Genomic DNA, 13,780 nt, shown 5'->3' on the forward strand with positions numbered 1-13,780 from the left:
CAACACTAAGGTACCGGCATGAGCGCGCCGGCCCGACGGGTCCGCATCGGGATCGACACCGGCGGCACGTTCACCGACGTCGTCGCGGTGGACGAGGACACCGGCGAGGTGACCACGACCAAGACGCCGTCCACCCCCGCGGACCCGGCCCAGGGCTTCCTGACCGGCCTGCGCAAGGTGCTCGGCCTGCTCGGGCTGGACGGCGGGTCGGTCACCGCGGTGAGCCACGGGACGACGGTGGCGACCAACCAGCTGCTCGAGGGCCGGCTGGACCGGATCGGCTTCATCACCACCGAGGGCTACGAGTCGGTGCTGGAGATCGCCCGGCAGTCGGTCCCCGACGGCTACGGCAACAGCTGGTTCTGGGTCAAGCCGCCCCGGATCGTCCCGGCCGACCTGGTCCGCACGGTCGGCGGGCGGCTGGACCCCACCGGCGCCGAGGTGCGGCCGTTCTCCCGCGAGGACGCGGTCGCCGCGGCCCGGTCCCTCCGGGACGCCGGGGTGACCACCGTCGGGGTCTGCTTCCTGCACTCCTACGCCGACGACGCCCACGAGCGGGCCATGCTCGACGTGCTCTCCGCCGAGCACCCGGACGCGGTCGTGTCGATCAGCTCCCGGGTGCTGCGCGAGTACCGCGAGTACGAGCGGTCGGTCACGACGCTGGTCGACGCCGCGGTGAAGCCCCGGGTGGCCGCCTACGTCCGGAACGTCCGCGCCCGGCTGGACGAGATCGCCCCCGGCGTCCCGTTCTCCGTCATGAAGAGCAACGGCGGCGTGCTGAGCGCGGCCGAGGTGGTCGACCAGCCGATCACCACGATGCTCTCCGGCCCGGCGGCCGGCGCCCTCGGCGCGGCCCTGATCGCCGGGACGGCGGGCTTCGACCGGGTGCTGACCTGCGACGGCGGAGGCACCTCCACCGACGTCACCGTGGTGGTCGACGGGGAGCCGACCCTGACCACCGAGGGCTCGGTCGGCGGCCACCCGAGCAAGATCCCGATGATCGACGTGGTGACCGTGGGGGCCGGCGGCGGGTCGATCGCCTGGCTGTCGCCCGAGGGCTCGCTCAAGGTCGGGCCGCGGTCGGCCGGCGCCGACCCGGGTCCGATGTGCTACCCGTCCGGCGGCGACGCCCCCACGGTCACCGACGCGCACCTCGTCCTGGGCCGGATCCCCCCGCACCTGCTGGGCGGCGAGATCCCGCTGTCGGTCGACGCCGCCCGCGCCGGGCTCGAGCGGCTGGGCGACCGGCTGGGGTTGTCGCTGGAGGCGGCCGCCACCGGGGTCCTGGAGATCTCCGCCTGGAACCAGGCCAACGCGCTGCGCCAGGTCACGGTCGCGCGGGGCCTGGACGTCCGCGACTTCACGCTGACCACCTTCGGCGGCTCGGGCCCGCTGCTGGCCTGCCGGCTGATGGACGTGCTGGGCCTCCCCCGCACCCTGGTGCCGCCGGACCCGGGCAACGTCAGCGCCTTCGGGCTGCTGACCGTCGACGTCCGCGACGACCACGTGCAGACGATGGTCACCCGGCACGCCGACCTGGACCCGGCCGCCGTCGCGGCCGGCTTCGGCGCCCTGGAGGCGCAGGCGGCGCGGGCGCTGGACGCCGAGGGCTTCTTGCGCGACCAGCAGCGGATGCAGCGCAGCGCCGACCTGCGCTACGTCGGCCAGGCCTTCGAGGTGCGGGTCCCGGTCGGTGACGGGACGCCGGACCGTGAGGCGGTCGACCGGGTGGCCACCGCCTTCCACGCCGCGCACCGGCAGCTCTACGGCTACGACCTCGCCGGCGACCCGCGCCAGGCCGTGGAGTGGGTGAACCTCCGGGTCAGCGGCATCGGGCCGATCCGCCGTCCCGAGATCAGGGAGCTGCTCCCCCGGGACGGCGACCCGGTCACCGGCAGCCGGCCGGTGTCCTTCGGCGACGGCTGGGTCGACACTCCCGTGCACCAGCGGTCCGGCCTGGGCGCGGGGGACGTCGTCCGCGGGCCGGCGGTCGTCGAGGAGTTCGGCTCGACCGTCCCGGTGCACCCCGGTTTCCTCGCCACCGTGGACCGGCACGGGAACCTGCTGCTGACGAGGGAGAGCCGGTGACCACCGCGGACCCGGTCCTGGTCGAGATCGTCGCGGGCACGCTGGCCGCGATCGAGAAGGAGGTGGAGACGTCGATCGGGCGGACCTCCCGCTCCCCCATGATCCGCGACGCGCACGACTTCCGGGCCGGCATCCACGACCGGCAGCTGCGCAAGCTCACCGGCCGCTCGTACTCCGCGCTGGTGCACCCGGTGGTCCGCGACCACCCGATCGCCACGATGAACCCGGGGGACGTGTTCTTCCACAACGACGTCTACCTGTCCGAGGGCGGGATCGGCCACCTGCCCGACCTGTGCGTGACGGTGCCGGTCTTCGCCGACGTGGACGGCGTCCCGACGGTGGTCGCCTTCGTCCAGGCGTTCGGCCACCACGACGACATCGGCGGCTCGGTGCCCGGCTCCATGCCGTCGGCGGCGACGAGCGTGTTCGAGGAGGGCCTGATGGTCCCGCCGATCAAGCTGTGGGACCGCGGCGTCCGCAACGAGGCGGCGCTGACGATCATGACCCGCAACTCGCGGATGCCGGACTCGCTGGCCGCGGACCTCGACGCCGAGTGCTCGGCCTGCCTTGCCGGCGCCCGGCGGCTCGGCGAGCTGTTCGACCGGTACGGCGTCGCGGCGGTGGAGGCCTGCTTCGAGGTGATCCTGACCCGCTCGACCGAGGTCTACCGGCGGGAGGTGCTCTCCCAGATCCCCGACGGCACCTACGTCTGGGAGGACTACGCCGAGCACGACGGCGTCGACGAGCCGCGGCTGCACCGGCAGCGGATCACGCTGACCATGGACTCGACCGCCGACGTCCCGCTGGTCATCGACTTCACCGGTACCGGTCCGCAGGCCAGGGGCCCGATCAACCACTGCGGCGACTACGCCGACGGCAACTTCCTCAAGAAGTGGCTGGCGCCGGTCCTGCGCAACCTCGCCGCGACGCCGGAGCGGATGGCCGAGCTCGACGTGAACGAGGGCGTGGTCCCGCTGATCGAGATGCGGTTCCCCGAGAAGGGCACGCTGCTCACGCCGGTCTTCCCGGCCCCCACCAACGCCCGCACGTTCGTCATCCTCCGGCTGCTCGGCGTGCTCGCCGGGGTGCTGGCCAAGGCCACCGGCGGCCGGATGCCCGCCGACCAGGAGACCATCCGGTACACCGGCGTGTACGGGACCGACGCGAACGGCGAGCCGTACCTGATGCGCGAGGTGCTCGGCGGAGGGTCGGGTGGGCGGTACTACGCCGACGGGGAGGACACCGTCCACGTCGTCCCGGACTCCCGGAACCTGCCCACCGAGTTCACCGAGGCGCGCTTCCCGCTGCGGGTCGAGCGGCTCGGGCTGGCGGTGGACTCCGGCGGACCCGGCCGTCACCGGGGCGGCTGCGGCTACGAGAAGCACATCCGGGTGCTGCGCGACGCGCACTTCATGTCGATCGCCGACCGCTCGATCCTGTCCTGCTGGGGCGTCAAGGGCGGCCGGGCCGGGCGGCCGTTCCAGGTCACCGTGGACCCGGGCGGCCCGGACGAGCACGAGGTGGACGCGCTGGCCGACGCCGAGCCGCTGCGGGCCGGCACCGTCGTCCGGATCCGGACCACCGGCGGGGGCGGCTGGGGCGACCCGCTGGAGCGCCCGGTCGACGAGGTGCTCCGGGACGTCGCCTGGCGGAAGGTGAGCGTCGAGGGTGCGCGGGAGGACTACGGCGTGGTGGTGGACGGCGACGGCGGTGCCGACGCGGCGGCCACGGAGGCACTGCGGGCGCAGTTGCGCGCGCAGCGCCCGGAGGTGCAGCCGTTCTTCGACCGCGGCCCCGGCTACGCGAGGCTGTCCGGCGGCGCGGCGTCCAACGAGTTCGACCTGCTCTAGAGAAAGGACCCCGCTGCCCTCGGCCCCGCTGTAGGGCCCGCCGCGAGCCTGCGAGCGGTGGGGGACAGCGGGGTCCTTCCTCAGGCGCCGGGCGTCTTGGCCGCCTCGTCGGCACCGCCCTCCTGGTTGTCCTGGTGGACCTCGCGCGCGGTGCCGTGCAGGTCGCTGCCCTCTCCGCCGGCGGCCTTGCCGCTGGGAGTGGCGGTCAGGGCGGACGGGTCGGCGGGGCTGGACGGCTCGTTCTCGGACATGGGGCCTCCTGGGTCCGGTGGGCGGTGACCTGCGTCACCACTGTGCCCTCCCCGAGGGCCGCCGCCAAGCGAACCGGCGGCGGCGGCGGGGAACCTCCGGGGCCGGCGGCGGGGGAGGCGGGGTGGCCGGCCGGTCCGCGCGCCACACGGCCACCAGCTCGTCGGCGTCGGCCATCCCGACCGGGACCCACACACCCTCCACCGGTCGCCGGTAGTACTGGTCGACCCGCGCGTTGTGCGCGTCCACGAGGGCCCGGACGGCGACCTCGGAGGTCTGCCGGGCGATCAGCGCGGGCAGCTCCTCGCGCTCCTTGCGCAGGGCCAGGCCGGTCGGCAGCATCCCCGCGACATCGGCCTCCTCGCGCTTGGCCCACTCCAGCGCCCACTCGTAGCTGCTCTTCTCCCGGTCGCGCCGCGGCAGCGGCTTGCCGGCGAGGGACAGCCCCTCGAACGCGCCCTCGTCCTCGGCCCGCCGGATCTGCTGCTCCACCCAGCTCTCGAACGTCATCCCGCTCGGCTTGCGCTGCGTCATCGGCGTCCTCCTCCGTCCCCGCCGTCTGCCAGTGTGGGCGACGTGCGGACGACGAGCAGCCGAGAGGTCTACCGGAACCCCTGGATCCGGGTGCGGGAGGACGCGGTCGAGCGCGCGGACGGCTCCACGGGCGTCTACGGGGTGGTGGAGAAACCGCACTTCGGGCTGGTGATCGCCGCCGAGCGGGACGGCGTCTGGCTGGTCGAACAGTTCCGTCACCCGCTGGGCCGGCGGGCCTGGGAGTTCCCGCAGGGCACCTGGACAGCCGGGGACGACGGGACGCCGGAGGAGCTCGCCCGCGCGGAGCTGGCCGAGGAGACCGGACTCCGGGCGGCCACCTGGGCGCACCTGGGCCACCTGGACCTGGCGCCGGGCCTGTCCACCCAGGAGTTCGACGTGTGGCTGGCCAGCGGGCTCACCGCCGGGCCGACCGCGCGGGAGGCCACCGAGGCCGACATGCGGCACGCGTTCGTGACCGAGACCGAGCTGCGGGCCATGATCCGGGAGGGCCGGTTCACCGACGGTCCGTCGCTGGCCGCGTACAGCCTGCTGCTGCTGGCCCGGGCGGCGGCGCCCACGCGTCAGGAGTGAACCACCCGCGACGCGGGCAGAACCCCCTCATGGTGGAGCCCCAGTCAGCGCCGCGGGACGAGGACCGACCGCCGTCGGACACCCACGCCGTCACGGTGACGTGCACCCGGGAGGGTCAGACCGCCCGGATCGAGGTCGTGGGCGAGCTCACCGACGCCGCCCGCCGTCCGCTGGTCCGCGAGCTGACCGACCTCATGCTGGGCAAGGCGCCGCTCAAGCGGGTGGAGCTGGACGTGACCCGGGTGTCCTTCCTGAACTCGGCCGGCATCGCCGCGCTCGTGCAGCTGCAGAAGATGGTGCAGCCGCGCGGCATCACGCTGGTCCTCGAGGTGGCCTCCGACGGGGTGGCCCGTCCGCTGCAGCTGAGCGGACTGTGGCACCGCTTCACCGTCCTCGACCGGCGGCCGGACACCGCGCAGGCGACGCACGAGCCGCTCGACCCGGGCCACCAGCACAGTTGACTCAGGGGTCCTGCGGGACCCGGCCCAGGGCGACGAGGAAGCGGCGCAGCAGGTCGGCGAGCTGTCGCTGCTCGGCCGCGGAGAGGCCGGCCAGCATGCCGCGCTCGGTCTCCAGGTGGTCCGGCAGCGCCGCGTCCAGCGCCTGCCGGCCGGCCTCGGTGAGCGAGACGACGACGGCTCGGCCGTCGGCGTCACTGCGGCCGCGGGTGATCAGGCCCTTCTCCTCCAGCCGGTCCAGCCGCTGGGTGATCGCGCCGGAGGTGACCAGCGCCGTGCGCATCAGCGCGGTCGGGGTCAGCTGGTAGGGCTCCCCGGCCCGGCGGAGCGCCGCCAGCACGTCGAAGGACGGCGCGTCCAGCCCGTGCCGCGCGAAGGTGGCCCGCTGCGCGAGGAACACCTCCCGCTGCAGCTGGCTGATCCGGCCGATCACGCCCATCGGCGAGCAGTCCAGGTCGGGACGCTCCCGCGCCCACTGGGCGAGGATCTGGTCGAGGGCGTCCTCGACCGGGCGCTCGGTCACCGGAGGTCCACGCCCGCGAGCACCTGCTCACCGCGCTCCCGGAGGACGCGGACCACCGCCGTCCCGGTGCGGCCGCCGGCCGCTGTGACGACGATCATCGGCGCTCACCCTAGCGACGGGTCACCCGGCCGCGGGCCGGTTCAGGTCCCCGCGCGCAGGGCGGAGCTGAGCCGCACGGTGAGTCCGCGGGGACCGGGCAGCAGGTCGACGTGGTCCCACAGCTTGCGGGCCAGCCACAGCCCCATGCCGCCGCGGGACAGGTCGCTGCCGTGCGCGGGCTGGAACCCGGCGAGCGGGTCCCCGTACCCGGTGCCCCGGTCGGTGATCGTGCAGACGACCTGCGTGCCGTCGGCCCACACGCGGGCCGAGACCGGCGGGACGCCGTGCCGGAAGGCGTTGGCCGCGATCTCGCTGACCGCCAGGTGCATGTCCCCGCCCATGTCCGGGTCGGGCACGCAGGTCGCCAGGACGGCGGCCAGCTGGTGCCGCAGCCGCGCGAGCTCGACGGCGTCGTCCACGGCGAAGATCGGCGGCGTCCCCTCCAGCGGCTCCTCCGGCAACGGCAGGCCGGCCAGGTACTCCACCGGGTCCTGGAAGGCCGGGCTGGGCTGCCGCTCGCCGCCGACGGCGAGCACCGGATGGGTGGCCAGCGCGCTGTCGACGACCTCCGGCGGCAGCGACCGGCGGTCGTAGAGGCACAGCCCCTCCACCGGTGCGCCGGCGAGGACGACGTTGACCGCGGACTCGTACCGCTGGCCCTCCCGCCAGGTGCGCGGCGCCGGGCCGAACACGGTCTCGCCGAGCACCCGCAGCCGGCCCGACCCGGTCTCGGCCGCCTGCGCCAGCAGCCGCCGGACCGCGGCGACGGCGTCGGGGGCCCGGGCGTCGAGCAGGCTGACCCGGGGGTCGGTCCGGACGCCGGACGCCCGGTCCCCGAGCTCGCCGCGCAGCTGCTCGGCCCGCGACGGTGGACAGGTCAGCACCACCAGGTCACCGGCGACCAGTCCGGCGTCGAGGAACGGCAGGGCGGCGGAGAGCAGCTCGGCGTCCGACCCGACCACGGCCGCGGCATGGCTGTGCCCGTCATCGGTGCGCCCCCGCGGGGGACCTCCGAGCACGGGCACCGACCTCTCGAGCGGGGAACGACTGCTCGCATTGTCGAGGACGTGTCCGGGGCCACTGCCGCCGCCCCCCAAGAGAGGGACGGGGCCACCGTCAGCCGGACCGCGTCCGGCGACCGGCCAGCCGGTCCAGCTCGGCCCGGTCCAGGCCGGTAGCCGCGTCCACCTCGGCCCCGTCCAGCGCTCCGCAGTCCAGGCCGCGGAGGACGACGGCAGCCAGCGCCCGGGCCGTCGCCGGCTCGTCGAGCACGCCGCCGGCGACCTTGTGCACGTAGGCGTCCAGGCGGGCGGCGGCGGCCGGCAGCGCCGCCCGGAAGAAGGCGTAGGTGGCCACGTAGCGGGTGACCAGCTGGGCCGGGTGCAGGTCCCAGCCCTGGTAGAAGCCGCGTTCCAGGGCCCGGCGGACCAGGCCGGCGTGCAGCGCCCAGCCGGCGTGCACCTGCTCCCGGTCGCCGACGGGCAGCACGTTGGTCGAGCCGTCGACCGCCCGGGCGCCGGTGCCGGCCACCGCGACCTGCATCGCCTGCTTCGCGGCGTCGGCCGCCGGGTGGTCGGAGGCCTGGTGCGCGGCGGCGATGCCCAGCGAGGCGCTGTAGTCGTAGGTGCCGTAGTGCAGGCCGGTGACCCGCCCCGCGCCGGCGTGCAGCATCCGGGCCAGCGTGGTCCTGCCGTCCGCCCCGAGCACCGCCTGCGGTGTCTCCACCTGCAGCTCGAGGTCCAGCCCGATGCCGCAGCCCTGTTCCAGCGCGTCCAGCACCGGCAGGAAGGCCTCGACCTGCTCCACGGCGGTGACCTTGGGCAGCGTCACGATCGCCCGCTCCCTGCCACTGGCGGCCAGGCCGGTCAGGAAGAGGTCCAGCGAGCGCACCCCGCGGCGCCGGGTCGGGCCCTCCAGGGACTTGGCCCGGGTGCCCAGGAACACCGGGAGGTCCGGTTCGGCGGCGAGCACCGCCGCGGCGGCGGAGACGTCGTCGTCCTCGGCGTCGGGGCCGCCGAGGTAGCCGTCCTCGGCGTCGACCCGGAGGTCCTCCACCGGCTCGTCGGCCAGCTTGGCCCGGACCCGGGGCAGCACCGCCTCCAGCAGCGCCGGGTCCAGGCCCAGGTCGGGCAGGCCGTGCTCGTCCAGCGCGGCGAGCGCCGCCGTCCCCCAGCGGGAGGTGAGCCCGGGGACGACGGCGTCGGCCGGGACGTAGCAGGTGTGCACCGGTTGCCGGGCCGGCGACTCGCCCGGGTAGGCGGCCAGCCGCGCGGCGTCCACCGGGGCCAGCCGGCGGTCGAGTTCGGCGAGCAGCTCCTCGGGCACCATGGCCGGCATCCTCTCCTGGCGTCCTCTCCTGGCATCCTCCCAGTCGTGCCGGATCCCCAGCTGGACGTCGTCAACGCCGCGCCGCCCGAGCGCGCCGCCGAGGTGCTGCGGGCGTGCAACGCCGCGCCCCGCTTCGTCGCCGAGGTGCTGGCCGGCCGGCCCTACCCCTCCGCGGAGGCGCTGGTCGCCCGGGCCGGGGAGGTCAGCCGGTCGCTGGACTGGTCGGAGGTGACCGCGGCGCTGGCCGCCCATCCGCGGATCGGGGACCGGGTGGCCGGCAGCTCGGCCGAGGCGTCCGCCTCGCGGCGGGAGCAGAGCGGGATGGACGACGCGGACGACGACCTGCGGACGGCGGTGCTCGAGGGGAACCGCGCCTACGAGGAGCGCTTCGACACCGTCTTCCTGATCCGGGCCGCCGGGCGCTCGGCCGAGGAGATGCTCGCCGAGCTGCGCCGCCGGCTGGGCAACCCGCCGGCGGAGGAACGGGCCGAGGTGACCGAGCAGCTCGCCCAGATCACCGAGCTGCGGGTGCGGGGGATCGTGCAGCCATGAGCGTGAGCACCCACGTGCTGGACTCCGTGACCGGCCGCCCGGCGGCCGGTGTGACCGTGAGGCTGCTGGCCGGCGACGAGCTGCTCGCCGAGGGCACCACCGACGCCGACGGGCGCTGCCGGCTGACCGAGGGGTCCACCGGCGCCGGCGCGCACCGGCTGGTGTTCGGCACCGGGGAGTGGTTCGCCGGGCAGGGCCGGGCGACCTTCTACCCCGAGGTGGTGCTGACCTTCGCCGTCCGGGAACCGGCCGAGCACCACCACGTCCCGCTGCTGCTGGCCCCGTTCGCGTACTCGACGTACCGCGGCTCCTAGAAGGACCCCCTCCACCCCACCCCGCGCGAGCTCGGGGCGGTGCCCTGGAGGGGGCCGCGCACCATGCCGGCACCCGGACCAGAGAGGCTCTCCCCATGGCGATCGTGCTCGGCCCCAACCAGTACGGGAAGGCGGAGGTCCGGGTGGTGGCCGTCGACCGGGCCACCCCGCGGCACTCGCTGGTCGACCTGAACGTCTCGGTGAGCCTGCGCGGTGACTTCGCGGCGGCGCACACCTCCGGGGACAACGGCCACGTGCTGACCACGGACACGCAGAAGAACACCGTGTTCGCCTTCGCCCGGGACGGCGTCGGCCCGCCGGAGGCCTTCGGGCTGCGGCTGGCCCGGCACTTCACCGGCGCGGCGGAGTGGGTCAGCGGCGCCCGGGTGGCGGTGGAGTCCTACGGCTGGGACCGGATCGCCGTCGGCGGGCGGCCGCACGACCACGCCTTCCGCAGGGCCGGCGGGGAGGTGCGGACGGCGGTGGTCACGGCCGACGGCGACGACCTGCACGTGCTCGCTGGACTGACGGACCTCGTCGTCCTCAAGACCACCGGGTCGGAGTTCTGGGGCTACCCGGTCGACCGGTACACCACCCTGCCCGAGACGCGGGACCGGATCCTGGCCACGGCGGTGACCGCCCGGTGGCGGTACACCTCGTCGGACCTGGAGTGGGACGCCGTCTTCGCGGGCGTGCGGACGACGCTGCTGGAGACCTTCGCCGACACGCACTCCCTCGCCCTGCAGCAGAGCCTGTACGCGATGGGCGAGGCGGTCCTGGAGCAGCACCCGGACGTCGCCGAGGTGCGGATGTCGATGCCGAACAAGCACCACTTCCTGCAGGACCTGTCCGCCTTCGGGCTGTCCAACGACCTCGACGGCGAGGGAGCGGTCGTCTACCACGCCGACGACCGCCCCTACGGGCTGATCGAGGGAACCGTGCTCCGCGACGACCTCCCCCCGGCCGACGCAGCCTGGCTGGGCACTCCGGGCTTCGTCTAAGCCGGCGGGCCAGGCCCCCCTGCAGGGGCCCGCCGCGAGCCTGCGAGCGGTGGGGGGCAGGGGGGTCCTTCCTCAGTAGCGGAAGCGCGCCACCGCGGTGGAGAGGTCGGCGGCGAGCCGGGCGGCCTCGTCGATGGCCGTCTGCGCCTCGGCCACGGCGCGGGTGGTCGACCCGGTCGACTCGGCCACCGAGTCGATGCTGCCGGCGATCTGGTGCACACCGGAGGCGGCCGCGGCGACGCTCCGGCTCATCTCGCTGGAGGTGGCGGTCTGCTCCTCCACCGCGGCCGCGATGGTGGTCTGCGCGTCGTTGATCCGGGCGATGATCGACGCGATCTCGCTGATGGCCTGGACGGCGTCCTGGGTGTCGTCCTGGATGCCCTGGACCCGGGAGGTGATGTCCGAGGTCGCCTTGGCGGTCTCCTGGGCCAGCTCCTTGACCTCGTTGGCGACGACGGCGAAGCCCTTGCCCGCCTCACCGGCCCGGGCCGCCTCGATGGTGGCGTTGAGCGCCAGCAGGTTGGTCTGCTCGGCGATGGCGGTGATGGCCTTGACCACCGAGGCGATCTGCAGCGAGGAGTCCCCGAGCTTGGCCACCGTGGCGGTGGCCGTGCTCGCCACGCCGACGGCGTGACCGGCGACCTGGGCGACGTCCGTGGCGTTCTGCGCGATCTCCCGGATCGAGGCACCCATCTCGTCGGTGCCGGCCGCGACGGTCTGCACGTTGCCGGACACCTGACCGGCGGTGCTGGCCACCACCTCGGTCTGCGTGGCGGACTCGGCGGCCAGCCGGGTCATCCCGGCGGCCGTCGCGGAGAGCTCCTCGGTGGCCGAGGCCAGGGTGTTGGCGCTGCCCCCGATGGTGGAGACGACTCCGCGCATGGTGCCCATCGAGACCTCCAGCGCCGAGGCGATCCGGCCGACCTCGTCCTTGCTGGTGATGCCGGTCGTGCCGCGCAGGTCGCCGTCGGCGAGCCCCGCGACCACGAGCGACACCCGCTGCAGCGGGCGCACCACCGAGCGGGTGACGACCCAGCCGAGGGCGCCGAGCAGGAGCACCCCGCCGCCGGCGACGGCGAGCGCGGAGGTGATCGCCGTGGCGCGCTGGTCGGCGCTGGCCTGGGCGGCCTTCGTGGCGTGCTCGCCGACGGCGTCCCCGACGCTGGGCAGGGACGCCTCGAGGGCCTCGAACGCCTGCAGGAAGGCCGGGTAGCTGTTGCGGGCGAGCACGGGGTCCTGCCCCGCGGTGGTGACGATCTCCTGTGCCGAGGCCAGGTAGGCGTCGACCGCGGGCGCCACCTCGGCGACCGCTGCGTTCACGTCGTCGCCCAGCTGGTTGGCCACGATGCCGGCCATCATGTCTCGCATCGTCGTCCCGTGTTCCTCGAGGTCGGTCACCGCGCTCTGGTACTGCGGCCCGGTCCCGGTGAGCAGAGCCTGCAGCACGTCGCCGCGCACGGCGTCGTGCATCATGTCCGCCTCCAGCGCCTGCTCGGTGGCCTGTGTGGTGGCCAGCAGCACCTCGGTGCGCTCACCGGTGCCCTGCAGTGCCTGGACGGTGATCACGGCGAAGACGAGCAGGACCAGGGCCGCGGCCGCGACGAGGGCGGACAGCTTCACGCCGAGCGGACGGTCGGACCAGAGATTGCGGGACATCGGCTCTCCTCGAGCGCGCCGGGTGACTGTGTTCGCCCGTTGGGTAGTACATCGGCACCAGCGGCCGGCAGTGCATCCGGACCGCGATGTCTTCACCAATTTTCAAGAACCGGTGAGGATCGGTCGGCGGACCGCCCCGGGACGCAGGGACCGGTCACGAGATCGGGGTCGGACGCAGCCGCCGGTGACCCTGGGCCCCCTCCCGGGCACCGCCCCGAGCCTGCGAGGGGTGGGCAGGAGGTCGGGCCCCCTCCCGGGCACCGCCCCGAGCCTGCGAGGGGTCGGCAGGAGGTCAGGCCCCCTCCCGGGCACCGCCCCGAGCCTGCGAGGGGTCGGCAGGAGGTCAGGCCCCCTCCCGGGCACCGCCCCGAGCCTGCGAGGGGTCGGCAGGAGGGGGTCCTTCTTCAGCGGCGGGTGCTGGCGGTGACCGTGAAGACGGGGTCGCGCGAGACCTGCCGGGTGGGCCCGACCAGTCGGCGCAGCGACTCGCGGTGCGGCAGGTGGGAGTTGTAGACGCACCACAGCTCGCCGCCCGGGCTCAGCACGCGGCCGGCGGCGGCGAAGACCCGCTCGGCCGCCGCGGTGTGCACCGCGGCGCCGAGGTGGAACGGCGGGTTGCAGACGACCAGGTCGACGCTCGCGTCCGGCACGGTGGCGGCGGCGTCGTCTCGCTGCACCGTCACCCGGCCGGTCAGGCCGTTGACGGCGACCGTGGCACGAGCGGAGGCGACCGCGGCCGCCGACTGGTCGGTGGCCAGCACCGCGAGGTCCGGCCGGGCCCTGGCCAGCGCAGCCGCCAGCAACCCGGTGCCGCAGCCCAGGTCGACGGCCGTGGTGGCCCCGGGGACCGCGGCCGGCATCGCGGCGAGCAGCGCACGGGTGCCCCGGTCGACCTTGCTGCCGGCGAACGCGGCGCCGTGCGCGCACACGGTGAGGCCGAGGTCGGCGTGCTCCCGGCAGCGCGGGAAGGACGGCGTGACCTCGCGCGGGCCGCGGGCGACCAGCACCCGGGACTTCTGCCGGGCCAGCGTGGCGGAGACGTCGGTAAAGCAGTCCCCGAGCACGTCGTTCATCGCCCGGGTCATGTGCTTGACCCGGCCGCCCACGTAGAGCGTCGCCTCCGGGTGGACGCCGCCCGCGACCACCTCGGCCAGCTCCCGGAGGGCGTCCAGGCTCTTGGGCGCCTTGGCCAGCACCACCCGCGCCCCGCGCACCAGCTCGGGGCCCAGCGGCAGCGACCGGTACCGGCCGGTGAGGCCGGTCCGCTCAGCGTTGGCCGCCAGCGCGAGCTCGCCGAGGAGGAGGTCCTGGTGCACCCGGACCCCGGTCGCCCCGTGCAGCGCGACCGCGCCCAGGGTCAGGGCGCCGTGCGAGTCGTCGAGGACCACGACGTCCCCCCGATGGGCCGCCAGGTCCGCGGCCGCCTCGTCCAGCAGCAGCCGGTCGGTGGCGTCGACGGCGACCAGCTCCGGCGCCTCGACGTCCGGCGCGCGACGGAGCTGGTCGAAGAAGTCGGAGCGAGCGGCGGTCACGCCGT

14 protein-coding genes are annotated in these 13,780 nt (G+C 75.0%); 7 read left to right on the forward strand and 7 right to left on the reverse strand.

Annotation, left to right across the window (positions count from 1 at the left end):
- Positions 1 to 18: 18 nt before the first annotated feature.
- Together ACWIX6_RS00115 and ACWIX6_RS00120 are read left to right on the forward strand one after the other, a co-directional pair.
- Positions 19 to 2,088 carry a hydantoinase/oxoprolinase family protein gene (locus ACWIX6_RS00115; protein WP_448614811.1) on the forward strand — a complete coding sequence of 690 codons (2,070 nt, stop codon included), beginning with the start codon at positions 19 to 21 and terminating at the stop codon, positions 2,086 to 2,088.
- Positions 2,085 to 3,938 carry a hydantoinase B/oxoprolinase family protein gene (locus tag ACWIX6_RS00120; RefSeq protein ID WP_448614812.1) on the forward strand — a complete coding sequence of 618 codons (1,854 nt, stop codon included), beginning with the start codon at positions 2,085 to 2,087 and terminating at the stop codon, positions 3,936 to 3,938. Before ACWIX6_RS00115 ends, ACWIX6_RS00120 begins: the two co-directional genes overlap by 4 nt.
- An 80-nt stretch (positions 3,939 to 4,018) precedes the next feature.
- On the opposite strand, the gene ACWIX6_RS00125 is transcribed toward ACWIX6_RS00120, so the two are convergent.
- Both ACWIX6_RS00125 and ACWIX6_RS00130 read right to left on the reverse strand, forming a co-directional pair.
- Complete coding sequence (locus ACWIX6_RS00125) at positions 4,019 to 4,189, reverse strand: hypothetical protein (protein WP_448614813.1); 171 nt, start codon at positions 4,187 to 4,189, stop codon at positions 4,019 to 4,021.
- Positions 4,190 to 4,223: 34 nt separating this feature from the next.
- Positions 4,224 to 4,721 carry a DnaJ family domain-containing protein gene (locus ACWIX6_RS00130; protein WP_448614814.1) on the reverse strand — a complete coding sequence of 166 codons (498 nt, stop codon included), beginning with the start codon at positions 4,719 to 4,721 and terminating at the stop codon, positions 4,224 to 4,226.
- Positions 4,722 to 4,763: 42 nt separating this feature from the next.
- Here ACWIX6_RS00130 and ACWIX6_RS00135 point away from each other — a divergent pair, with 42 nt between their 5' ends.
- Together ACWIX6_RS00135 and ACWIX6_RS00140 are read left to right on the forward strand one after the other, a co-directional pair.
- The gene (locus ACWIX6_RS00135) at positions 4,764 to 5,312 is read left to right on the forward strand and encodes an NUDIX domain-containing protein (protein ID WP_448614815.1); all 549 of its coding nucleotides are present in this window, start codon (positions 4,764 to 4,766) and stop codon (positions 5,310 to 5,312) included.
- 29 nt (positions 5,313 to 5,341) lie between these two features.
- On the forward strand, positions 5,342 to 5,773 hold the full coding sequence (locus ACWIX6_RS00140) for an STAS domain-containing protein (protein WP_448614816.1): 432 nt from the start codon (positions 5,342 to 5,344) through the stop codon (positions 5,771 to 5,773).
- A gap of 1 nt (position 5,774) precedes the next feature.
- Here the strand turns inward: ACWIX6_RS00140 and ACWIX6_RS00145 are convergent, their stop codons facing one another.
- From ACWIX6_RS00145 to ACWIX6_RS00155, 3 genes are all read right to left on the reverse strand, one after another.
- Positions 5,775 to 6,293, reverse strand: a complete 519-nt coding sequence (locus ACWIX6_RS00145; protein ID WP_448614817.1) for a MarR family winged helix-turn-helix transcriptional regulator — start codon at positions 6,291 to 6,293, stop codon at positions 5,775 to 5,777.
- 140 nt (positions 6,294 to 6,433) lie between these two features.
- A complete protein-coding gene (locus ACWIX6_RS00150; RefSeq protein WP_448614818.1) occupies positions 6,434 to 7,411 on the reverse strand; it encodes an anti-sigma factor RsbA family regulatory protein in 978 nt (325 codons plus the stop codon).
- Between the two features lie 97 nt (positions 7,412 to 7,508).
- Entirely contained in the window at positions 7,509 to 8,720 is a 1,212-nt protein-coding gene (locus ACWIX6_RS00155) for a DUF6986 family protein (protein ID WP_448614819.1), read from the reverse strand.
- A gap of 45 nt (positions 8,721 to 8,765) precedes the next feature.
- Between ACWIX6_RS00155 and uraD the strand changes: the two genes are divergently transcribed.
- From uraD to pucL, 3 genes are all read left to right on the forward strand, one after another.
- Positions 8,766 to 9,272: a 2-oxo-4-hydroxy-4-carboxy-5-ureidoimidazoline decarboxylase gene (gene uraD / locus ACWIX6_RS00160; RefSeq protein WP_448614820.1), complete on the forward strand. Its 507-nt coding sequence runs from the start codon at positions 8,766 to 8,768 to the stop codon at positions 9,270 to 9,272.
- A complete protein-coding gene (gene uraH, locus ACWIX6_RS00165; protein ID WP_448614821.1) occupies positions 9,269 to 9,586 on the forward strand; it encodes a hydroxyisourate hydrolase in 318 nt (105 codons plus the stop codon). The genes uraD and uraH overlap by 4 nt, the downstream gene beginning before the upstream one ends.
- A gap of 95 nt (positions 9,587 to 9,681) precedes the next feature.
- Positions 9,682 to 10,587, forward strand: coding sequence for a factor-independent urate hydroxylase (gene pucL, locus ACWIX6_RS00170; protein ID WP_448614822.1), 906 nt, complete (start codon positions 9,682 to 9,684; stop codon positions 10,585 to 10,587).
- 72 nt (positions 10,588 to 10,659) lie between these two features.
- Here the strand turns inward: pucL and ACWIX6_RS00175 are convergent, their stop codons facing one another.
- Positions 10,660 to 12,243, reverse strand: a complete 1,584-nt coding sequence (locus ACWIX6_RS00175; protein WP_448614823.1) for a methyl-accepting chemotaxis protein — start codon at positions 12,241 to 12,243, stop codon at positions 10,660 to 10,662.
- 404 nt (positions 12,244 to 12,647) lie between these two features.
- Complete coding sequence (locus ACWIX6_RS00180) at positions 12,648 to 13,775, reverse strand: class I SAM-dependent methyltransferase (protein WP_448614824.1); 1,128 nt, start codon at positions 13,773 to 13,775, stop codon at positions 12,648 to 12,650.
- Between the last annotated feature and the right edge of the window lie 5 nt (positions 13,776 to 13,780).

The sequence above is a fragment of the Modestobacter sp. URMC 112 genome (genome assembly GCF_053502575.1).